This is a genomic window from Phyllobacterium chamaecytisi, assembly GCF_020164455.1.
Lineage (GTDB): Bacteria > Pseudomonadota > Alphaproteobacteria > Rhizobiales > Rhizobiaceae > Phyllobacterium > Phyllobacterium chamaecytisi.
Genome location: NZ_JAIQWW010000006.1, coordinates 246353 through 268643 on the forward strand (window position 1 = coordinate 246353; position 22291 = coordinate 268643).

Genomic DNA, 22291 nt, shown 5'->3' on the forward strand with positions numbered 1-22291 from the left:
CTTAGCCTATCTCCCGGATCAGTACACGGATGATCTTCTGAAGACGGGCGCCGCCCTTCGGCGCAACATCCTTGGTTTCCTCATGCGAAAGTTCCGCGCCGGTCATGCCTGCCCCATAATTCGTGACTACTGAACAAGCGGCAACACGCAGTCCAAAGAACCGCGCCAGGATGACTTCCGGAACAGTGGACATGCCGACCGCGTCAGCGCCCATAGTTCGTGCCATGCGAATTTCAGCCGGCGTTTCAAAGGATGGACCCGAAAACCACATGTAGACACCCTGTTCCAGCTTTTCATTGACCTCGCCGGCAGCAAGGAGAAACGCGTCTTTCAGTTGTCTGTCATAGGCTGTCGTCATGCCGACGAAGCGCTGGTCGGACGGTTCGCCGATGAGAGGATTGAGTCCGGAGAAGTTGATATGATCATCGATCAGCATCAGACTGCCCGGTGCAAGATCGTGTCGGACCGAGCCGGCCGCATTGGTGAGAATCAGCATCTCGACGCCGAGATCGGCCAGCGCAGCGATAACCGGCCGCATGACCGAGGCATCTCCCTTCTCGTAATAATGAGCACGACCCGCCAGCACCAGAACCGGCTTACCCGAGAGGTAACCGGCAACGATCTCCCCCGCATGGCCGGAAACGCCGCTATGCGGGAAGCCGGGCAGGTCACCATAAGGAATGCGAACCGCGTCTTCCACGGCATCGACCAGCGAACCGAGACCGGAGCCGAGGACAAGCGCAACACGCGGCGCCAAACCATTGAGCCTCTGAATAAGCGCGCTGGTCGCAGGTGCGATCATGTGGCACGCTTGCCCAAAACGTCCGCCTCGAAGCCGTAAGGGAAAATATCCTTCATGGTCAGTGTTTCAACGATGCCATTATTATCGCAAAGGTGCAGGCGGGTATCTGGCCCAGCGAACTCCGCCAAGCGCTGACGGCAGCCTCCGCAAGGCGTGCATTTCGCCTTCTTTTCTGCGACGACTGCGATATCCGTGATCGTACCGCCGCCACCCATGACGAACTGCCCCAGCGCAGTCGTTTCGGCACACCAGCCTTCAGGATAGGAGATTACCTCGATATTGCAGCCGGAGTAGATGCGTCCGTCGCTGGTACGAATGGCCGCTCCAACCGGAAATTGCGAATAGGGTGAATGCGTCTTCTGCATGGCGGCGAACGCCGCATCGAACAGGTCTTTCATTATCTCTCTTTCACATAAGCGACACCGCCGGCCTTTGGCGGGATCGCCTTGCCGATGAAACCGGCCAGAAGCACAACGGTCAATATATAGGGCAGAGCCTGCATGAATTGCACCGGCACCTCGCCGATAAGCGGCACCGGATGGCCCTGCATGCGTATTCCCACAGCGTCGAGAAAGCCGAACAGAAGGCACGCGAACATGGCCTGAACCGGACGCCATTTGGCGAAGATCAATGCCGCGAGCGCGATATAACCCTTACCGGCAGTCATGTCCTTGACGAAACCGGCCCCTTGCGCCGTCGCCAGATAGGCGCCCGCGATACCGCAAAGTACGCCGCAACAGATCACTGCGCGGTAGCGCAGCCATGGCACCGAAATACCAGCCGTATCCACAGCCGCCGGGTTTTCGCCAACCGCGCGCAGTCGCAGGCCAAAACGCGTGCGATAGAGCACCCACCACGTAAAAGGCACAAGCAGGAATGCGAGATAGACCAGCACCGAATGGCCGGAGATGAGTTCGTAGTAGAGCGGGCCGACGACCGGTACACCGCGCATGGCTTCTGCACCCGGAAGATTGATCGGATTGAAGCGCGCAGCATTCGGCAAGGAAGGCGTGCGCCCGCCCTGGCTGAACCATGCCTGGCCGAGGATGACGGTCGTGCCGGCCGCAATGAAATTGATCGCAACGCCCGAGACAATCTGATTGCCGCGGTGGGTGATGGACGCGAAACCATGCACGAGGCCAAGCGCGACCGATACCAAAACTGCCGCGAGCAACGCGAGGTAAGCAGAACCAAACCAGGTCGCGACTGCACCGGCGGCAAAGGCACCTGCCAACATCTTGCCCTCAAGGCCAATGTCGAAGATGCCGGCGCGCTCCGAATAGAGCCCCGCAAGACAGGCAAGCAGGAGAGGCGCCGAAAGCCTGATGGTCGAATCGAAAAGCTGCAGGACCGTTGTAAAAGGATCCATCACTGGTTTCCTCCGGCAATGGCGGCTGCGGCAGTTCGATTTTTTGCTCGTCCAAGACGATAGAATATCCGTTGCAGCGAGGGGCGGAACATATGCTCAAGGGCGCCTGCAAAGAGGATAACCAGGCCCTGGATAATGACGATCATATCGCGCGATATATTGGGCATATCGAAAGCGATTTCCGCGCCGCCCTGATAGAGCATGCCGAAGAGGATCGCCGCGAGGACGATTCCGGCAGGATGCGACCTGCCCATCAATGCAACGGCAATACCGACAAAGCCTGCACCAGCGACGAAATCCAGCTGCATACGATGTTGCGCCCCCATGATCGGATTAAGCGCCATCATTCCTGCCAGCGCGCCCGAAATCATCATCGTGATGATGATGATCCGCAGCTCACTGATACCGGCATAGCGAGCCGCTTTCGGGCTAAAACCCATGGTACGAATTTCATAGCCGAGCTTGGTGCGCCAGATCAGCACCCAGACCAGAAAGGCCGCCACCAGCGCCAACAGGAAACTGACATTCAAGGGAGCCGAGCGCATTGAAAGACCAACGAGGTTGAGCAGCCAGCCGAGACCCGGCAATTGTCCGCCCTCGGCAAAGACGCGCGTTTCGGGCGCCTGACTGCCCGCAGGCTTCAGTACCCCTACCAGCAGGTAAACCATGATACTTGCAGCGATGAAATTGAACATGATCGTCGTGATGACGACATGTGAACCGCGCTTGGCCTGAAGCCATGCGGGGATAAGCGCCCACAGCGCTCCGACCAACGCCGAGGCGAGGATCGCCAGAGGGAAAGTCAGCCACCACGGCAGAAAATTGCCGAGCCAGAGCCCGACCAGCGAAACGCCAAGACCACCAATATAGGCTTGGCCCTCCCCGCCGATATTGAACAGTCCGCAATGGAAAGCAACGGCAACGCAAAGACCGGTGAAGATGAAGTTCGTCGCATAATAAAGCGTGTAGCCTACACCGTCGCCCGAACCGAATGCGCCCTTGACCATCAACACAGCCGCATCGATCGGACTTTCGCCCACCAGAAGCACCACGAGGCCAGCGACCAGAAATGCAACAATCAGATTGATCAGCGGAAGAAGGCCGTAGTCCGCCCAGGCAGGCAGTTTGGCAAAAGGTTGGCTCATGGCAAGGTCTCGATGATTTTGTCGGACGTGGTGATGCGGGCATACTCGCCGCCCAGCACGGACAATGCGAGCGCATGTACATCCTCAGCGGCCCACAGCTTGCCGCGGTGATCCTTCCTGTCGATGCTTGCGACGGCATCTTCTGGGATACTCACTTCAAATCCGAGATTGGCCGCCATGCGCACAGTCGCATCGACAGAGTTTTCAAGAAGTACGCCCGTCACGACAAGGCTGTGAACCTGCAGTTCATCCAGAACATCCATCAGATCCGTGCCGATAAAGGCATTGTTGGTCCGCTTGTCGACGACGGGTTCGCCGACTTGCGGGGCGACCTCCGGTTTGAATTCATTGCCCTCTGTGCCGGGTCTGTAGGGCGACGCCGGATCAGTGGAATCGTGCCGGATATGAATGACCGGCAGCCGCCGCTCGCGCCAGGCGGCAAGCAGTTTGGCAATCATGGCCTCGGTGTCTGGCTGGCCGCGCCTTCCCCACTTCGGATCATCGATGGCGTTTTGCACATCGACGACGATAAGCGCCTGCGTCGTCATTCCGCGGCCTCCTTGTGTTCGACACCGGCCATCAGCAAGCCAAGTTCGCCCTCATCAGCGTCGGAGTCGCGTTCGCCGACGATGCGACCGGCAAACATCACCAGGATGCGATCAGAAAGCGAGCGAATCTCATCAAGCTCAACCGAAACAAGCAGCACGGCCTTGCCGGCGTCGCGCATCTCGATGATGCGCTTGTGGATGAATTCGATCGCGCCGACATCCACGCCGCGTGTCGGCTGGCCGATGATCAGAACCCCCGGGTCGCGTTCCATTTCGCGCGCGAGCACGATCTTCTGCTGGTTACCGCCAGAGAAATTGGCGGTCTTCAACCGCGGATCGCCCGGCCGGATATCGTACTTCTCGATCTTCTTGCGCGCATCCGCCTTTATCGCCTCCAGATCAAGAAATGGCCCGTTCAAATAGAGCGGGTCGTCATGATAGCCGAGGATCGAGTTTTCATATTCCTCGAAAGCGAGAACCAGCCCCATGTGGTGGCGATCTTCCGGCACATGCGCCAGACCCCGATCGCGCAATTCTCCAGGATCTGCAGCGCCAGTTATATCGATGATCTGGCCGTCGAGCAGCACACGGCCCGAGACGGCGGCGCGGATGCCGGCGATGGTTTCGATCAGCTGTGACTGGCCGTTTCCCGCAACACCTGCAATACCGACAATTTCGCCTGCACGCACAGTGAATGACGCATCATCGACCATAACAACGCCGCGGCTGTCGCGCACTGTCAGATTTTCGACGGAGAGCTTGATATCGCCTGGCTTTGCCTCGCCCTTTTGCACCCTCAGGAGCACGCGCCGGCCGACCATCAGCTCAGCCAGTTCTTCGACAGTAGTTTCCTCCGTCTTGCGCGTTGCAACGACCGCACCCTGCCGCATGACCGAAACATTGTCCGTCACCGCCATGATCTCGCGCAGCTTGTGCGTGATGAGCACGATGGTCTTGCCCTGGCTTTTCAACTGCTCGAGAATACGGAAAAGGTGATCGGCCTCCGGCGGTGTCAAAACGCCGGTCGGCTCATCGAGCACCAGGATTTCAGCGCCACGATACAGCGCTTTCAGGATTTCCACGCGCTGCTGCAGCCCTACCGGCAGCTCCTCTATCAGCGCATCGGGGTCGACATCGAGCTGGTATTCCCGTTCAAGCCGCTTCAATTCGGCGCGAGCCTTCGAGATGCCGTTCTTGAGCAGCGGCGCGCCCTCGACACCGAGCATGACATTTTCAAGCACTGTGAACTTTTCAACCAGCATGAAATGCTGATGCACCATGCCGATGCCGAGCGCGATGGCAGCATTGGGATCTGCGATCCTGGTCGCTTGTCCGTTGATGCGTATCTCGCCGCTGTCAGCTTGATAAAATCCGTAGAGGATCGACATCAAGGTGGACTTGCCCGCGCCATTCTCACCGATAATGCCATGGATCGTGCCCTTTTCGACACGCATATGAATATCGCGATTGGCATGGACGGCGCCAAAGCGCTTATCGATTCCAACTAGTTCGATCGCCGGTTCGGCCATATCCCCATCCGCTGTTGTTCAGCTTTTCGTCTTTTCGAGGTTTCGACCCTAACACGGGATTTTTTTCTTTCCAGTCAAGAAACACAAGAATAGACAAGCTAGTGGAAGATGGAGACGAGCAATGACAGCCGACGACCCGGAGCGCTTGACCCGCCTCGAAATTCTTGTGACGGAGCAAGAGAAAACCGTCGAGGAGCTTTCCGGCCAGATCGCGGAGCAATGGAAAGTGATCGAGGCCATGCGCCGTAAGCTCGACGCACTGACGGATCGATTTCTGGTTCTGGAGGAGCAGACGGCGCCTGACGTTCCCGTCACCAAACCGCCGCACTACTGATTACGGCTTGGCCTTCAGCGCTTCGACCATAAGTTTGATGCCTAGCGCTCCCATCACCATGCCCGCGCCCCGATCGATCCACTGTTTTAGCCGGATATAGACAGACCGCGCGCGCGAACCTGAAAAAGCAAAGGCGACGACGGCGTACCAGCCGGCCTCGACGCAAAACAGCATTGGCGGCAACGCTAACAGCAGCCATAGCGGCGGCGAAGGCGGCATGAGAGCGGCGAAGATGCTGGCATAGACGATCGACGTCTTGGGGTTGCTAAGCTGTGTGATCAGCCCGAGGAAAAACGCGCGTTGAACCGTTATGGCTTTCGCTGTTCCGCCGGCATCTGACGTCGTTAGTGGTTCAGACGCTCCGCGCCAGATGCGGATACCGATGTAGATCAGATAGGCTCCGCCAAGCAGCTTGAGAATAAGGTAGAGCCACTCGAACTGCATCAACAATGCCGTTAGGCCGAGGACGGCGAGCGCCGCAAATATGGCGCCGCCCAGACCCATGCCCAAAGCCGAAGCGAGACCGTGAGTTCGTGACGATGCGACGGCAACGCGTGAGACAAGGACGAAGCTTGGGCCGGGGCTCATCGCGCCAATAAAAATCGTGGCGAGGATGCTGAAAAGAACGGCAACTGCTGTCATGGGGCATTCTCCTTTCATGCAATCTTCGAGCGAAAACCGCCGATCCTATGACCGGCGGTTTCAATGACTAGGCAATTCCGTTTTGGAATTGCCCTAACTCTTTGTTTTTACGCAATTCCGAACGGAAAACCGGTTCCCACTTTTCCTGGAATTGCTCCAGCAAAGCTTATTTGTACGGGCAGGCATTGTCCGAGAAATAGCTGTGAACCTTGACCTTGCCGGAAATGATATCCGCCTTGGCAGCTTCGACAGCCTTCTTGACATCGTCAGTCATCAGTTTGGCGTTGTTCTCGTCGACCGCATAGTCGACGCCGCCTTCCTTGACGCCGAGAACATTGACGCCGGCTGTGAACTTGCCATCCGCAGCATCCTTGAAGGCGTTGTAGGTTGCAACGTCAACACGCTTGAGCATCGAGGTCAAAACCTTGCCCGGATGCAAGCCGTTCTGATTGGAATCGACGCCGATTGCCAATTTATCAGCGTCGGCAGCCGTCTGCAGAACGCCGATGCCCGTGCCGCCCGCAGCCGCGAAGATCACGTCCGAACCCTGATCGATCTGTGACTTGGCGATTTCGCCGCCCTTGGCCGGATCATTCCATGCCGCAGGCGTATCGCCAGTCATGTTCTGGATTACCTTGGCGTCAGGATTTGTAGCCTTGACGCCGCCAACATAACCGCAACCGAAATTGCGGATGAGCGGAACGTCCATACCGCCGATGAAGCTGACCGTCCCGGTTTTCGACGATTTTGCCGCGATCACGCCAACAAGATAGGATCCCTCATTGTCATTGAACACAACGGAACGCACGTTCGGCTTGTCAACTTCCGCATCGATAATGACAAATTTGGTGTCCGGGAATTCCGCAGCAACCTTTTCGATCGCGGCAGCGGCGGAGAAACCCGCGATAACGATCGGGGAATTGCCATCCGATGCGAATTTGCGCAAAGCCTGTTCGCGCTGCGCCTCGTTCTGGATTTCGAACTCGCGATATTTGACGCCGGAGTCGGCCGTATATTTTTCGGCACCATTGAACGCGGCTTCGTTGAAGGATTTGTCGAATTTTCCGCCAAGATCGTAAATGACGGCCGGCTTGTCATCCGCAGCAAAGGCCGAGACGGACATTGCTGTGGCAGCCAGGAGACCAAGAACAATACGCTTCATTTGATACCAACCCTCTGGATTTTGTTGAGCAGGTCCAACTTCTGTCGAACCTTAAAATCGTTGCGGATGGTCACTCCCCAGCCGCCCCGGAAGCAATCTTGCATGCCAAGAGGCAAAATTCACGCGGAATTTTGCCTCTTGGTCAAAGATCCTCCAAAAATACAGTCAAGTCAGTCTGTTAGATCGTTCTCGCATCTAGCGGGGACGTGAAATACCGGCCACAGGCATCGGATGCTCAACGGGCGGCGAAACGACCGGCCCTGTTCTCGCGTTTATACCCCATCGCATAGAACAGAAATGCGAGCAGCGCGAAAATAACGAAGGTTGGCGCCTCAAGAATCCAAAGCATCAAAGGGTCCCATAGTATAGGGTATATGTGGGTTTTGATGCTTGTTTCGGCGAGGGCGAGCGAGGAGGCGGAAATAGACTGCCAGCTTTCCTGCAGCGATGTCATGGTCAATTGCGATGCCCCGACGGAACGTGCTGCATCGAGAACAGCGGCAATGATAGCCAGGCTCAAAGCGATATAGGCGAGAAGCCTGAACATAAATCGGATCACAATGGTCTCCAAAAATACGGCAACACGGCCGGGTCTCTCACTGATGGAATAACATGGTAGCGCCGGATCAAGGCCACATGAATTCACTTTTACCGGCATTTTGACGGGATACGATGAATTATTCGAGAAAATTCCCAGCAATTTCAACGGGAAATCCGGCAAATCCACACAAAGCATGATTATGTTGAAATAGGTGTTGATCAAGTGTCTGTTCTGACTATAGTGCGCGCCGCACGGGGTCGCTGTCGGCTAACCATCGACGGGTGTCGCGTGTCTATCCAGATATGAGTGACCGATGGTTGACGGTGCTCTTGAAGCCGGTTTTTCCGGCTGCAGTAAAACAACCCGACCGGCCAGATGCCGGCCGTATTGCGGAGAGGTGGCCGAGTGGTTGAAGGCGCACGCCTGGAAAGTGTGTTTACGTCAAAAGCGTAACGCGGGTTCGAATCCCGCTCTCTCCGCCACTCATCATTATAAAGCAATTGTATTAATAAGATCAATACCTTACCGGTATAGTCCTGTTCGACTTGGACCAATCACTTAGACCAATATTTTCGATCGTCGAAGGCGTGATCAAAAGTCGAGGACAGGACGGATTAGGTAGGAAGGCAGCGCGATCTCAAAACTAACGCTTATCCTAGTCAGAGCAGGCCACCACTCCAAGCGATGAATCAAGGCCTCGAGAGCAAATTTACAGTGGGGCGCCAGTGACCTTAACTCCACCAACGATTGGAGCCCCTTTCAGTCCACCTGCTGCGCCAGTCTTAAACTCACTACACACAGCGTCTGCCACGCCATCGACAGTGCTTAGACCAGGAATGCCCTTTGAAAGAATTTTTACAATAGGCCCCGCATCAGCACGATATTTGCACAATATCTTAATTCTGCTAACTACCTTATCAGCTTCTGATTGAAAGTCCGTATGCGTGCAGGCACATAGCGTGACAGCCATAACCGCCACAATCAAATTGTTGCAGTATCGAGACATTCGATTCCCCCCTAGTTCAAAGCGTTGTCGTTTGATCTAATCGATGATGTTTTCGGACACGATGACGGTCTAGTGTCGATCGCTTTGATAAAGTCGTTTAGTTCCAACAAGTCATATTCCTGACCATCACACGTGGTGAATTTCGTGTCGGCTGATATTTCGACGTCGCGCGATTGTTTTATGGCGCCCATCCCCCTACCAGCGTCGAATTCGCGGCGGTCGTCTGACATCCTTGTTGAATAGATCCTCCACTCCGCCTCCCCGTCCAACTTTCCTGGCATTTTTACGACGCGGAGAATGTTGGATGGATCAAGGTGCGTGCCGAAATTGGATTCTTTGGACCAAGCCGCGAAATCTACGCTTTTCCAACTGTGACCAACTTTGATCCATGTCTTTAAGGGATCGAGCATACACACCTTAGGATCGACCACGCCCGCCGCAATCTTACCGAAGTCTAGGTTATCAACGCCGTCGCGATATGCGTTTAGTGGATACGAGCATACCTGAATGCGATATTTGATGAAGACGGGCTTCTTATAAACCAAAGGATAAGCGGAGATCATACTTGATATAACTGCTGCCACCGAGGCAGCGGCCTGGGAAGTCCCACCTTGTGTGGTGGCTACCGATGAATTATTTATCCAACCTGTAATATATTCGCCGCCTGGGGCAGCAACATGGACAAACTTTACAGCCGAGCCATCACTCTCAGAGACGGCAGCATTCTCCGAAAGAGTCGCCAAGTCACGTCTACAGTCTTCACATGATGACACTACAATAACACTGTCGTAGTCCCCCCATGTCTGAGGAAAATTGCCATACTTTGCATCTAGCGTGACCGGCCCATCGCTATCGAAGGGCGCTGCAGTGACGATGATGTTTGTGAACCCACGAATCACGGAGCCCGCGGCTGTTCGGAATCGTTTGTTTTCGTTGCTGAATCCACGCGGGCCCGCGTTAACTTTAAGTTCCGATGCAAATAAGTATATGTCGAGTGAGGGGTTAAGCCCCGACAGATGATTCATAACATGCGCTTCTAGATCGGGATCCTTCTTAACAATGTCAAATGAACTGAAGGACACGTTCGGCCATATTCCGACGAAACCTGTGTTTGCTTGACTTGCAATTATTCCGGCCAAAAGATTGGCGTGATCGCGCTCCTGTACAAAAGGCTCACTCCACTTACAGTCGTGATTTTTGATCGTTTCGAATTTTACCGTGCTCCCGAAGACTGGAAACAGATTACCAGATTCAACAAGCGGACCATCCATCAAATGAATTGGAACAGGGTCGCTCTTTGCACCCTGATCGCGAGCGATTTTATAAAACTCATCAACATCCGGGTCGCTGTCAAAAAGATCGATATAGTTTACTTCCGGCCAGAGAGCACCGCTCTTGCAGGCAGTTTCTACAGTACCCTTATCGATTGGCGAGTGCAAAGTTACTGTCGAAGATTCGGGGCCACGAAGACTGGCGGTCGTGTTGGGAATATCGCTTTCCAATATCAGGAGGTATACCTTCTGAGCCAGCGCAAAGTCCGATATTGTAAAGGACGCGCGATACCGAGAATACTGAAACGAACGTACGTATTCATCGTTGTCTGGAAGTATCACAGGAGATGAAGAGGCCCAATTTTGCTTAACGCCATCAAGATATTTCTTGGTATTTTCCATCCTGTAAAATGATTTTTCTTGCCACGTCGTAGTCAAGTCTATTTCAGGCAACCGAATGTACGCATCCGCTGGGATGTTTGTGAAGCGACCGGCGAATTGACCGTTCAACTTCTCCACACGGGGTAGAAACGGTTCGCACGGCGTCGGATAGCCCATTGATAGGACCAGCTGGCAAACTGAACCTCCAGGTTGAAGCCTTAGAGCGCGGGTAGGTATGGTCACGCCCGCACCTTCGATCAAGTCGAGAATGCGTGATAAGTTAGTTGAGACCAAGCCACCATCAAACGACACCACCACGCCAGAACTGTGGGAGGTATCACCTTCACTTGGTCGTCCTTCGGACTGAGCGAAGGAAGATGTCAAAGCGATAAGCGTAGTTGATACAATAATATGAACAGCAAGAAAAACACATTTCACGTGCTTGCCCCCCCAGAATTACCCCAGCTTATTCAAAGGAATAAATGTAGTACAAAAGCGTGATCTTGACAAGTTGGATTGTTCGGCGCCGTATATAGGTTATCGTCTCTGGGGGGAGGAAGAAGATGTTCGGTATCGTTTCATCTTCTAAGCGTTTATTTGCGCTCATAGTAATATTGTCTACGACTGTGGCAGTCGGAAATGGCGCTGAAGAAGCGTCCTCCGACTGTAGTGCGCGAGAGTCCACGTTGGAATTTGGCTACTGGATTGACCCTGGCATTATTCTTAGTGCTAACGCGAAGTCGACTACAATTTCCCCGGACCGGTATACTTTTCGGGACCATATAACGAGTTGGCGACTGCAGTTATCAGACAACACAAATTCAGAGGTCAACTGGCTGGTAACAGTGCGCGATAGTCGAGGCCGACCACTTGCAATCATTCGTCGTGCCAGCCAAGCGGACGCCTCCAAGAACGTGTTTACGGAGCGATTGCTCTCCAGCCAGTTAGAGATTGACGTAGAGGGCCTGAAAGACGGTGACGGACAAATAAAGGTTACGGGTGCGGCGGCATACCCAAAGGAGAGCAAGGATACGCGACTGTTTTCCATACAGGGAAAAGAACCCAGTTGGGCCAGCCCCTATCCCTCAGGAGGCGCCGCCGTTTTGCGCCTGGCAGATTCCGTGGGAATGCTGCTCACCGGATCGACGGACCCCCAAACCTTCGAACAGAAAAGTTGGTCATGTTCCGGAGTGTTAGTCGGAGAATCTTTGTTTCTCACCAATTGGCATTGTGGAGGCCAAAATTGGCAAAACCATGCATTATTCTGGAACAACGAAGTTCGTGCAAATTGTCTGATGGATTTTCGATGGGATGAGGGAACATCACGGTCGCAGTTCGCGTGTGGTGACGTAGTGGCCCAAAATGAAGGACTAGATTACGCCCTTTTAAGGTTATCACCTCTGGCGAATGGCCCCTCACTTTCATCCTTGCCCGCAGCTGTGCCGATCAGCGTAACCAATGCACCGAACCAACTTTTCGTCCTCCATCACGCGCTTTCGCTACCGAAGCTGTTGAGTAAAAACTGCAGTGTGGTGCAACGCGGAGATAACGATCCGAACTTCTTTGAGCACAATTGCGACACCGACCCCGGCGCGTCTGGCGGTCCTGTTTTCGACGCTAGTACTAAGCGTCTGGTTGGCCTTCACCATGCGGGCTTTAAAAGAGACAAAGATTGCAAGGTACTAGACGCCGTGAATGAGGCCGTTCGCATCGCCCCAATCATTACTAACGCATGTGAAAACAATACAAAATCCATCATGAATAAATTTTGCGAGGAAAATAAGCAATGAACTCGCTAACCAAAATTGGGCGAATACTAACTATTACTTTATTCGCCGTAGGTATAATTCTTTCCTGGGCTGCGCTTCCGACCGAACGCGTCCGAGCAGATGTATCACAGAAAGACATTGCTGCGGTTGCCGGAAAGCAAATGGATGATCCGGAATTTGAAGCGTTCCTGCGCAAACTGCCGAGTGTACAATATGATATTGGTCACGAGCCTTATTATATTGTAGAGGGCGACCTTCGATTGACGGCAAAACAGGTGTGGGCGCGTGTAAACGGATCAAAAGACGGCAGTAATCGGGTTAGCCCGAATTCAGAACTCAACGTAATGGTAAGAGCAGGAGTGTCAGATAAATGGCCAATAGGTCATCGTCAACTTACGTATGCGATCGATAAGCGGACGTTCGACAAGAAACAATATGAAATTGTACGCCGAAACTTCGAAGCAGCCACCGTTCCTTGGGTCACCTCGTGTAAATGCGGATTGTCGATAAAGCATAATCCAAAATTTGACGCTGCCCCCACAACTGACAACGTAACATTCGTAATTCAATATGACCCAGCGCCGTCCTCGTTTCTGGCCCTTGCACCATTTCCAGGAGACCCCAAATCCACTCGTATTTTGAAGATTTTTAGTGGGTATTTTACTGATCAAGAATTTAACAAGATTGGTATGCTGAGACATGAAATCGGGCACATTTTGGGATATCGGCACAGCCACTTGGGGGTCAAGGAGTGCTCATTCTATGGCTTGGAAGACCCAAATTGGAAACCGGTCAGTCCTTACACCCGCAACTCCGTAATGCATTACATATGTAATGGTGGCGGTTCACCCGAATTCCAACTTTCAAAGTCCGACAAACGGGATCACCGCAAATACTATTCAAACTAACGGGGAGGTTCTTATGCTGTACAAGCCCATAACAAATCGTCGACAGAGTTTGAGGCTCATGGGCGCAGGGGTTGCCAGCCTGCTTTTGCCGCGCCCTGTTTTTGCGAAGGGGCCGGACACCGCATTGGACTTTGCTTCTATCGCATCACGAGCCGCCGACGCGGGTTTGATCAAGCCCATAACTGCGGCCAATGCTTTACCGAGCAACGATGAGAAGATTTACGTATTGGCAAATATTATTGAAGCCTCTTTGGAAAAGGGGTTTGACAGTGGACAACCCGGCGGCCTCACGTCGGACAGTGGAATGCTTTTAAGTCGGCTCAACGGGGCATTGAAGTCGAAGGTCAGGAAGACTGCGGCCCCTTCATTTGGCAGCTTGAAGACTATTTATCGACAACAATTTGAACAATGTCGGCCAAATGCAGCTGAGTTGACGCAGATTAAAAGATGGACCGAGTTTCTCACAAAAAAAAGAAATCGTGATCAATACACCGCTGTTGAACAATTGACTGGAGTACCTTGGCACGTTGTCGCCACCCTGCACCTACGGGAAGCCAGCGCCAACTTTTTGGGGCACTTGCACAATGGAGACCCATTAAGATCGTTAACCGTGCATGTGCCGAGGAATCGGCCACCAAGGCCGTGGCCGCATGAGCCTTGGGATCCGGTTTCTGCTTGGAAAGCGAGTGCCCAAGATGCGTTAAATATGGAGGGGTTTTCGGGTAAGCATCCTGATTCATGGACGCTTGAGATGACTTTATTTCGCTTCGAAAAATATAACGGATTTGGGTATTATTTTCACCACATCCCCTCTACGTATCTCTGGAATTTCAGCAACGTCGGAAGGCCGGGTGGCTACAATAGTGATGGAAATTGGAAAAGAGACTACGTTTCGCGTCAGATTGGTGCGGCAGTAGTTCTGAAACAAATGTTGTCGGATGGATTGATAAATGTTCAATATGAAAGCTGATAGGGAGGCTACAATGAAGATTATAAAATATGTTGCTCTTGTTGTTGTGTTGCTCGGCGCACCAGCCCCAGCGCTTGCATGTCCAACTGGCTTCACAACTTGCGGGAGTCAATGCTGCGCCCAATAGCTCAGTAACGTCCCGTCTGTCTATAAGTCTTAAGAAGAGATTGCCATCGCTGCCACTCTTCGTTGCGGTGTTGCCATGGCTTCAGCAGCCATTTCGTCATGATAGACCGAGCTGCCGATAAGCCCTTCTGCGCCGCGGTAGGTGACCTAGAACCCATGGTGTTCAACGAGAAGCTCTGTCGCTTTGTCGACATGGGCGCCAATATGCCTGAGAACCTGTCCTCTCGACCGAGGATACACATGCATCTCGGTGGGCCCTTCGACCCCTGCTGTCCATTTCTTGTGCGTCCCAGATGAAAGCTTGTGGACTAGCTTCGCCAATTGAACGCGCCGGTATTCCGACTTGCTGTCAGGCTGAAGGTCAGCTTGGACGGTAAGCGCGATGGTAAGGGACGCCTCAAGAACTCGTCGTGGGTCAATCTTAGCCTTCCGGAGCCTAGCCCAAGCTGCACGTGCGCGTTCCTCCGGTGACAGTCCCCGCAACCGGAAGGCCTCAACATGGGGCCCAGCCGCATTGTAGAGCGTCTCGACCCGAACAATCGCATTCTTGACCCACGGATCGTCCTCATGCCCCTTCAGCCATGCTCGTGCCCTCTTACGATGGGGAGCGAGCTCCTTGGCAGTATAGGAGGCTTTGTACGGTGAGCCATGGCGACTGTGATGGTCAGCATGGGACCGACAGAAGAATGTGTCCAGCCCGTCCTGTGTGGCAGCTCTCGAAGGTTTGCCGCACCCCACGACACGACAGGTGTGGAACCTGAAGTTCGGCTCGTTGGCGCGGGCCTTCACTTCGTCCTTGCGCTGCTTTTTCTTGGCCCAGTTCATTGTCTTACGCCCCCTCAGATGGGTTCTCTCACCCTACAACGGTCAACCAACTAGCCACCCCGCGTTTGCAAGCAGACAGGAGGCAACGTAGCGACGTTGCGGTAGCCTTGATGCCTTGGTCACTGTGTGAACCCTTGCTGGTGGTTACTCGGCCACATGGCCTTGCGCCTCGATCTCTGCGATGAGGCTGTTTACGTTCTGTAGGCACTGGAAGTGTGCTGCCCTCTTCTTGGCATTGACGCTCATCTTCCAGCAGTTGAAGAAATGCTTTCGCTGTTGGAGTAGCCTTGGCATGTCGAGTATCATGTCTGCGTTGCCCTTGGCCACTTGTGCGGCCATGGGTTTGTCATCTGTTCTTGGTCCACTTGTCACACGCGGAATGTGGTCAAGGGTGCCGGGCTCAAAGGGGCAGTCGTTGTTGTCCATTTTGTTGCGGTCCTATGCTTGTTGGTTTCATGGTCCGGTGACGTCATTGCCAATCGAAGATGGTGGTATTTCTACTATTATGGAAGTCTGGATGCCTTACAGCCCTAACAAGCCTATAAGAGCTCCATAGTTATTTCACAGTGAACCGTGGTGAAGAAGACCTGATACCCTCTCTATCTCCTTGCGAAGCAGGTCCAAGGGTCACCAATGGTAAGACTTCGGTTGAGGTGTCAGCGATGAACTGTCTTGGTGTCGGTGGGTTGGCGATCTTTACTGAGCCATGAAAGCCGGTGAACTTGTGGTACTCTTCCTCCATGATGGTCTTGACCAGATTGCCTTTTGGCTTGGGGCAGAGCATTGCGTCATGAACAGGTAAGGCAGCCATGCCACTTTCAAGCAACCGTAAGGTTACCGCTGTCATTATCTGGCTTTCTTGCCATTGCAGGTCATGACCCAGACCCTCACCGTAGCACTCAGCGAGCAACGGATGGGCCTCTACGATGGCACTACGCCACCATTCCTTGTCATGGACAGCTAACAAGACCTCGGTGCCTTTTGGTGCACCTACCATGAACTTGTCAGTGAACAGCATGGCATTGACAAACACCTTGAGAGCGTCTCGCATATCCTCTGTCTCACAGCCATCAATGCACCAATACATGTCGCCATCTGGTGGCTGCTGGCCAAAGTGGTTGTAGAGCAGCCTCGGGTACATCTGTCCGAAGTCAACTTCAGCGATCTCTTCACCGTCAAGCCGGATGAACTGTTGCCGGTCACGCTTGGACATGTTGATCCAGAAGCCTCCGAACATACGACCCTGCTTGGTGAAGGACAGGTCACCACACCCGTATTGCCTGATCAGCTTGCGCCGGTTGCCATTGACAGACCGAGTGCCGACGATAGCCACATTAGCAGTCTCAAGCAGACCGTTAATGGCGTTCATTGTCTTACGGGCTGCGATGGTGGCGGGAGTGTCGTCGTACTCGACAGGGTAGGTCGTCTTGGTTCCTGCCTTCGTTCGTACCGCATCACCAAGCCGGTTCTTCTCAGTATCACTCAGCCGGATGACTTCAGAGTTGGTGAAGTCTGTCCGCGTGTCACGGCGGTCGATGCGATAATGCTCCACGGCGGCCATGAGTTTGTCTGAAGCGGCGAGGGTGGTTGCCTTAAGGTTGCCGAGAGCAGCGTTGAACTCAGTGCTGTACTTGGTACCAAGTTTGACAGTCAGCCAGCCTAGACGACCTAACTCCTTGTAGACCTTATCGGCCTCCAGTGTGATGGTCTTAGGTAGGTAGCGCGACATGCGGTTGTTGGCAGTGATGAATATACAACCATCATGGCCCTCTTCCTGCCTGATCAGAACGACCTCAAGAATGAAAGCCTGAATGGTGGCGACGAGTTGGGCGTGAGCCCTAGTGTTGCGCCTTCGTGCTCGCCTTGGTTCCTCATTGGTGAGGTAATCGGCCACGATATAAGCCACAAGGTCACTTGCTGGCTTGGTCTTCGCGATCAGGCAACCGTCGAAGGGTAGTTCTATCTCCATGCTCAATATCCAATCTCCGAAGGTTTGGACAACCATTGCCAGACCCATGGCCATGCGTCTCGGAAGCTAAGCGCTTCATTAGTGACAGATCAGAAATGCAGAGACGAACATCACGGCACTAAATGGTGCTGCGACGACACCCAACATTACAATTTAACTAGCTGTTTCAGCCTGACCTCAAGTTGGTTCGGCCAATGCTCGATAGACCGAAGCCTTGGACATGCCGACGTTTTTCATGATGTCTTTAATCATGACGCCCTTGGACCTCAGTACCCTTATCGTCACCACAGTCTCGTCGGTCATCTTCGGATGCCGCCCGAGCTGCTTGCCGTCCTTGCGGGCCTTGGCGATGCCATCAGCCTGTCGTTCCTTACGGATGTTGTTTTCGAACTCGGCGACGCTCGCGAGTATGCCCAAAGTCAGCTTGCCGGTGGGTGTGGTTGTATCGATGCTCTGATCCAGCACCTTGAACTCCACGCCCTTCGCGGACAACTCATGGATGATGTTCAGTAGGTCCCGCGTTGATCTGGCAAGCCGGTCGATCTTTGTCACAACGAAGATGTCTCCCTCGCGACAATACTCAATCGCCCTGGTCAACTCCGGTCGATCCCGGTCTACGCCTGACAGCTTCTCCTGAAACACCTTCGATGGCTTTAGCGCACCGAGCTTCTCAAGCTGGACATCAAGGGATTGTCCGGTGGACGATACGCGGGCATAGGCTACGATGGTCATGGTTAGTGTCTCCAAGGTCTTAGGCGATCTGAGACAACACTTATGAGACATAGTTGAGACACAGTCAATGGCAGGGACGAGAAAAATGTCTCAGACGTATACATTTTGAGAAGGTGTGGCCTAGCCTCGAATTTGGAGGGGCTCTTCAGATGAAGCTGTGCGCATTCCCCTGAAGTAGTCGCACTTGTCCGTATGACGTGCTAGCCATCTCAACTCCAATTATAAATCGGATGAGCAGATAATGTCTATTTCTCGACCTACCAGACCTGAACTTGTTCTGCACTTAAACTACGAAAAGCCAATCTCTGCGAATGATCTTGGCCGTCTCCTCCGAGCGCTCGCCGATGACTACAAGAAGCTGTCAGGCGGCCGGACGTTAATAGTCGGTCAGATAAAGAGCGGTTCGATTATCGCTATTCTCGGCGACGCTGCCGCATGGTTAAGCCCGCATCTTGAGAATGCATCGAAAGTCGCCGCCGCAGCCAAATCCGTAAAGAAACTATACACAACCATTGCTGAGTTACTCTCTAAGGCTCAGAATACGACTAATAAGGAGCCTCTCATCGCTAAAGGGAACGCAGGAACCCGATCCGTCCAGCAGTTACTTGAGACCGCCATTCATTCCGGCGGAGAAGTTGACTTAGAATATAAAAGCGGAGACGGAGAAGAGTTACGATTTCGGTTCACCAGTGCTGAAGCTGCCGCTATCCGAGAGCAAAATGAGATCCGACGAGCGGGGCTCCACCCTCAAGGTAACGAACTCCCTTCAAGGGTGCCGCGCTCGACACCAGACAGCTTCGTGACACAATTAGAACAGATTGCGGATGGCGATCTCGACGGCGATGCAGAATTGGAGGCCCAGCGACTTGTTCACGCTCTGATAAACACGTTGGTCAGCCTTAATATGCGAGATATGATTGAGCCAATCTCTGAAGTGCTAGTTCAGCGGGGTCGATGGGACTTAGCCCATCGAGTAGCAACCGAAGCGATTAAGTTGGGGGCGTTGTCGAAATTAAATAATCGGTTGCTACTAGATCGGCATTAATTATCAACGTTACTATTTATGCCGAGTCAGGTATTCGCTCTGATTCCGCTCAGCGGAGCTGATGGGAAGCGCTGGTGTCTATCCCCAGCGCGGCTCTGTGCCACGCCGGTTGTTTTGGGTCGACCTCGATCAATTGGGTAATTGGGGGGTGCCAGCCTCTGCACTTTCGTTCAGCTCCTTGATGATCGCATTGGTAGAGGCGCGAGTCGCCTTAGCATTCTCCAAGTCCGCCTTACGCTGTGCCGCTGTGCCGTTTTTCTTGTCTTGGATTATCTTGGCAGCTCGGGTGACGCACTCGTGAGCTAGCTTCTGCATTCGAACGGGCTTGAAATTGGCACCGTCGCGGACGGCGGCTGCTACGATCACTACAAGCTCATTATTGTCGGCTTCCAAGACTTCGAGGTCTTGTTCGAGTTCGATGAGCTTGTCCACCTTGTCGTTGTGCTGAGCGGCCGCCACGCGATATCGTTCTTCAAGGGCGTGGAAGGCGTCCACAAGTTCGTCGTACATTTTTACCAACTCGTCCTTGGTAAGTTTGTCGGCTGATCTTGGCATTGATAGTCTTTCCCAATGTTATGTTGGCATCAAACTTCGCTCGGCAGCCGTAGATCCCTACAAAGGACTACGGTGCAAATTGCGACTGAGAGATGCAGATCGTCTGGGAAGTAGAACTAAGTCAACCCTCTCGTACACCCCTTCATCGCTTTTCTTGTGCGTTCATGAGGCACACCCTTGCAAACAAAACGCTGCGCGTGGATGCCTCTCCCACGTGCTACTCTTGAGAAAGAAAAGATCGTTTGCTTCGAGGTCTTCCCTAATGCCGCCATTCTAGTATGAGTGGTGGCCTCATCAGGCATATTATTGCCTCCTGGGTCAACGTCGCGTCGACGGAACATCATCAACATAGGTATGCCGGATATTGTACGCCGACAGGAGACTTGAGTGGCTAGTAAAGACCTAAATCAGAGTCTAGCGGACGCCAAGAAGGCGAAGGAAGACGAGTTCTATACTCAGCTCACCGACATCGAGCGGGAGCTCAAGCACTACAAGAAGCACTTTAGAGACAAGGTGGTGTATTGCAATTGCGACGATCCCCGCGTCAGCAACTTTTTCCATTATTTCAGTTACAGCTTTGAGCGGGTGGGTCTGAAGAAGCTGATCACCACTTGCTACAAAAGCCAAGACGTAGACCTCTTCAGCCAAAATAATTCCCAGGTTGCCCTCTACCTTGAGTACTTAGGCGACAAGAACCAAAACATGGTGCCCGACCCGGCCGAGATCGGCGCTAAGACCCTTAACGGCGATGGAGACTTCCGTAGTCCTGAAAGCATCGAGTTGCTGAAGCAGGCCGATATCGTGGTTACAAATCCGCCCTTTTCGCTCTTCCGCGAGTACTTGGCGCAGTTGATGAAACACAACAAGAAGTTTGTTATCGTCGGTAATCAGAATGCGATCAGTTACAAGGAAGTCTTTCGCCTTATCAAGGACAACAAGCTTTGGCTGGGCCACAATAACGGCGATATGAGTTTCAGGGTACCGGACTCCTATGCCCCACGGACTACTCGCTTTTGGGTGGATGACAAGGGCCAGAAGTGGCGGAGTCTTGGGAACGCCTGCTGGTTCACAAACCTTGACCTTGCCAAGCGCCATGAGGACTTGATCCTCTACAAGACCTATACCCCCGAGGACTACCCGACCTACGATAACTATGACGCCATCGAAGTCTCGAAGGTCGTCGACCTACCCGTTGACTACGATGGCATAATGGGTGTGCCTCTCACCTTCCTAGACAAGCACAACCCCGATCAGTTTGAGATTTTGGGACTTAGTGGGACTGACTACCCCACAACGAAGAAGTACGGAAAGAAGGAACGAGTAGTCGATGGCGTACGCAAAAAGTCCAACACCGGAACGTTGGGCTGTGTCATCAGAGCAGACTCGTTCGGTGCTGGGACCCACTTCGACGTTGGCTATCCTGTCAAGGGCATTTACAGGCGGCTGTTCATCCGCCGCAAGGGAAGAACCTCATGAAAATCCTGCTGCAGAAAGTCACTATCCGGGAACTGACCAAAGAATACGAGGACAACAATGAGGCAGGCGTCGTGGGCTACGGCGGCCAGCTCGACATCCGCCCACCGTACCAGCGAGAGTTCATTTACAAGGACAAGCAGCGGGACGCCGTCATCGAGACAGTTTTCAAAAGCTTCCCGCTCAACGTGATGTACTGGGCAGTGAGGGATGAGGGCGGCTATGAAGTCATAGACGGCCAGCAGCGCACCATCTCCATTTGTCAGTATGTGGCAGGAGACTTTTCTTACAATGGCCGCTACTTCTACAACCTGCACGCGAACGAGAAGGAGCAGGTCCTCAATTATGAGCTCATGGTCTACCATTGCAGCGGGACGGACAGCGAGAAGCTGGACTGGTTCAAGATCATCAACATCGCGGGTGCACAACTAACTCATCAGGAACTTCGAAATGCCGTCTATGCAGGGTCGTGGGTTACAGAAGCTAAGCGCTACTTCAGCAAGATTGGCTGCCCCGCCTACGGAATTGGAAACAAATACGTTAATGGTGAGCTGAACCGCCAAGCCTACCTTGAAACCGCTATTGATTGGATCAATGACGGCGACATAGAAGGCTACATGGCGCTGCATCAGCACGACCCCAACGCCAATGAGCTTTGGCTCTACTTCCAAGCGGTAATAGCGTGGGTCCAGGCCACCTATCCCACCTACCGCAAAGAGATGAAGACTGTCGCTTGGGGTGAGCTTTACAACCAATTTAAGGACAAGCCGCTCGACTCTAAGAAGTTAGACGCCGAGGTGACCCGTCTGATGCTTGACGAGGACGTGGAGCGAAAGAAGGGAATCTACTCGTACTTGCTTGACGGCAAAGAAAAGCACCTCAGCATCCGCGCATTCAGCCCTGCTATGCGACGTGAGGCTTATGAGCGGCAGCGAGGCCTGTGCCCTGACTGTGGCAAACACTTCGAGCATGAGGCTATGGAAGCTGATCACGTCACCCCATGGCATGAAGGTGGCAAGACCACCGCGTCCAATTGCCAAATGCTCTGCATGGAAGACAACCGCCGTAAAGGCGGACGGTAAGTCACATGATAAGATGGATTGCTCAAGGCCAGATGCGAGCGACCCAGTGATCGACTCGATCTTTCATGTGTGTAACCTCGCCTACTGCTTGACACTAGGATTCGAAC

The 22291-nt window shown here is 53.3% G+C and carries 22 protein-coding genes and 1 tRNA gene; 8 read left to right on the forward strand and 15 right to left on the reverse strand.

All coding sequences use genetic code 11. The features are described 5' to 3' along the window. Position 1 precedes the first annotated feature (1 nt). From LB462_RS11975 to LB462_RS12000, 6 genes are read right to left on the reverse strand one after another with little or no spacing between them, the layout of a single operon-like run. Complete coding sequence (locus tag LB462_RS11975) at positions 2-802, reverse strand: purine-nucleoside phosphorylase (protein WP_224508103.1); 801 nt, start codon at positions 800-802, stop codon at positions 2-4. Further along, positions 799-1203: a cytidine deaminase gene (locus tag LB462_RS11980; RefSeq protein ID WP_224508261.1), complete on the reverse strand. Its 405-nt coding sequence runs from the start codon at positions 1201-1203 to the stop codon at positions 799-801. The genes LB462_RS11975 and LB462_RS11980 overlap by 4 nt, the downstream gene beginning before the upstream one ends. Next, entirely contained in the window at positions 1200-2171 is a 972-nt protein-coding gene (locus LB462_RS11985) for an ABC transporter permease (protein WP_224508105.1), read from the reverse strand. Before LB462_RS11985 ends, LB462_RS11980 begins: the two co-directional genes overlap by 4 nt. Beyond that, the gene (locus LB462_RS11990) at positions 2171-3316 is read right to left on the reverse strand and encodes an ABC transporter permease (RefSeq protein ID WP_224508107.1); all 1146 of its coding nucleotides are present in this window, start codon (positions 3314-3316) and stop codon (positions 2171-2173) included. Before LB462_RS11990 ends, LB462_RS11985 begins: the two co-directional genes overlap by 1 nt. Next, complete coding sequence (locus LB462_RS11995) at positions 3313-3864, reverse strand: cysteine hydrolase family protein (protein WP_224508109.1); 552 nt, start codon at positions 3862-3864, stop codon at positions 3313-3315. Before LB462_RS11995 ends, LB462_RS11990 begins: the two co-directional genes overlap by 4 nt. After that, positions 3861-5393: an ABC transporter ATP-binding protein gene (locus LB462_RS12000; RefSeq protein WP_224508110.1), complete on the reverse strand. Its 1533-nt coding sequence runs from the start codon at positions 5391-5393 to the stop codon at positions 3861-3863. Before LB462_RS12000 ends, LB462_RS11995 begins: the two co-directional genes overlap by 4 nt. A 121-nt stretch (positions 5394-5514) precedes the next feature. Here LB462_RS12000 and LB462_RS12005 point away from each other — a divergent pair, with 121 nt between their 5' ends. Continuing rightward, the gene (locus LB462_RS12005; protein WP_209998478.1) at positions 5515-5727 is read left to right on the forward strand and encodes a SlyX family protein; all 213 of its coding nucleotides are present in this window, start codon (positions 5515-5517) and stop codon (positions 5725-5727) included. Here LB462_RS12005 and LB462_RS12010 read toward each other — a convergent pair whose 3' ends face one another. From LB462_RS12010 to LB462_RS12020, 3 genes are all read right to left on the reverse strand, one after another. Next, the gene (locus tag LB462_RS12010) at positions 5728-6369 is read right to left on the reverse strand and encodes a LysE family translocator (RefSeq protein ID WP_224508112.1); all 642 of its coding nucleotides are present in this window, start codon (positions 6367-6369) and stop codon (positions 5728-5730) included. A 166-nt stretch (positions 6370-6535) separates the two neighbouring features. Then, positions 6536-7531, reverse strand: a complete 996-nt coding sequence (locus LB462_RS12015; RefSeq protein ID WP_209998481.1) for a BMP family lipoprotein — start codon at positions 7529-7531, stop codon at positions 6536-6538. A 235-nt stretch (positions 7532-7766) separates the two neighbouring features. Further along, positions 7767-8294 carry a hypothetical protein gene (locus LB462_RS12020; RefSeq protein ID WP_224508114.1) on the reverse strand — a complete coding sequence of 176 codons (528 nt, stop codon included), beginning with the start codon at positions 8292-8294 and terminating at the stop codon, positions 7767-7769. Between the two features lie 169 nt (positions 8295-8463). On the opposite strand from LB462_RS12020, the gene LB462_RS12025 reads away from it, so the two are divergent. Further along, positions 8464-8554, forward strand: a tRNA-Ser gene (locus LB462_RS12025). 535 nt (positions 8555-9089) lie between these two features. Here the strand turns inward: LB462_RS12025 and LB462_RS31435 are convergent. After that, positions 9090-11168 (reverse strand): S8 family serine peptidase, encoded by a 2079-nt coding sequence (locus LB462_RS31435; RefSeq protein ID WP_224508116.1) that lies wholly within the window; start codon positions 11166-11168, stop codon positions 9090-9092. 125 nt (positions 11169-11293) lie between these two features. Here LB462_RS31435 and LB462_RS12035 point away from each other — a divergent pair, with 125 nt between their 5' ends. Genes LB462_RS12035 through LB462_RS12045 form a run of 3 tightly spaced genes read left to right on the forward strand, consistent with a single transcriptional unit; the run spans position 11294 to position 14377 of the window. After that, on the forward strand, positions 11294-12520 hold the full coding sequence (locus LB462_RS12035; protein WP_224508118.1) for a trypsin-like serine peptidase: 1227 nt from the start codon (positions 11294-11296) through the stop codon (positions 12518-12520). Further along, on the forward strand, positions 12517-13407 hold the full coding sequence (locus LB462_RS12040) for a zinc metalloprotease (protein ID WP_224508120.1): 891 nt from the start codon (positions 12517-12519) through the stop codon (positions 13405-13407). The genes LB462_RS12035 and LB462_RS12040 overlap by 4 nt, the downstream gene beginning before the upstream one ends. A 13-nt stretch (positions 13408-13420) precedes the next feature. Further along, the gene (locus LB462_RS12045; protein ID WP_224508122.1) at positions 13421-14377 is read left to right on the forward strand and encodes a hypothetical protein; all 957 of its coding nucleotides are present in this window, start codon (positions 13421-13423) and stop codon (positions 14375-14377) included. A gap of 273 nt (positions 14378-14650) precedes the next feature. Here LB462_RS12045 and LB462_RS12050 read toward each other — a convergent pair whose 3' ends face one another. The 4 genes from LB462_RS12050 to LB462_RS12065 form a co-directional block, all read right to left on the reverse strand. Beyond that, positions 14651-15328 carry a hypothetical protein gene (locus LB462_RS12050; RefSeq protein WP_224508123.1) on the reverse strand — a complete coding sequence of 226 codons (678 nt, stop codon included), beginning with the start codon at positions 15326-15328 and terminating at the stop codon, positions 14651-14653. 144 nt (positions 15329-15472) lie between these two features. After that, positions 15473-15754: a hypothetical protein gene (locus LB462_RS12055; protein WP_224508125.1), complete on the reverse strand. Its 282-nt coding sequence runs from the start codon at positions 15752-15754 to the stop codon at positions 15473-15475. A 130-nt stretch (positions 15755-15884) separates the two neighbouring features. Then, entirely contained in the window at positions 15885-17297 is a 1413-nt protein-coding gene (locus tag LB462_RS12060) for a hypothetical protein (protein WP_224508127.1), read from the reverse strand. A 177-nt stretch (positions 17298-17474) separates the two neighbouring features. After that, positions 17475-18029: a recombinase family protein gene (locus LB462_RS12065; protein WP_224508129.1), complete on the reverse strand. Its 555-nt coding sequence runs from the start codon at positions 18027-18029 to the stop codon at positions 17475-17477. A gap of 241 nt (positions 18030-18270) precedes the next feature. Between LB462_RS12065 and LB462_RS12070 the strand changes: the two genes are divergently transcribed. Then, positions 18271-19074: a hypothetical protein gene (locus LB462_RS12070; RefSeq protein ID WP_224508130.1), complete on the forward strand. Its 804-nt coding sequence runs from the start codon at positions 18271-18273 to the stop codon at positions 19072-19074. Positions 19075-19203: 129 nt separating this feature from the next. Here LB462_RS12070 and LB462_RS12075 read toward each other — a convergent pair whose 3' ends face one another. After that, entirely contained in the window at positions 19204-19629 is a 426-nt protein-coding gene (locus tag LB462_RS12075) for a hypothetical protein (protein ID WP_224508132.1), read from the reverse strand. 387 nt (positions 19630-20016) lie between these two features. On the opposite strand from LB462_RS12075, the gene LB462_RS12080 reads away from it, so the two are divergent. Beyond that, positions 20017-21105, forward strand: coding sequence for an adenine-specific methyltransferase EcoRI family protein (locus tag LB462_RS12080; protein WP_224508135.1), 1089 nt, complete (start codon positions 20017-20019; stop codon positions 21103-21105). Then, the gene (locus LB462_RS12085) at positions 21102-22184 is read left to right on the forward strand and encodes an HNH endonuclease family protein (RefSeq protein ID WP_224508137.1); all 1083 of its coding nucleotides are present in this window, start codon (positions 21102-21104) and stop codon (positions 22182-22184) included. The genes LB462_RS12080 and LB462_RS12085 overlap by 4 nt, the downstream gene beginning before the upstream one ends. Positions 22185-22291: the final 107 nt, after the last annotated feature.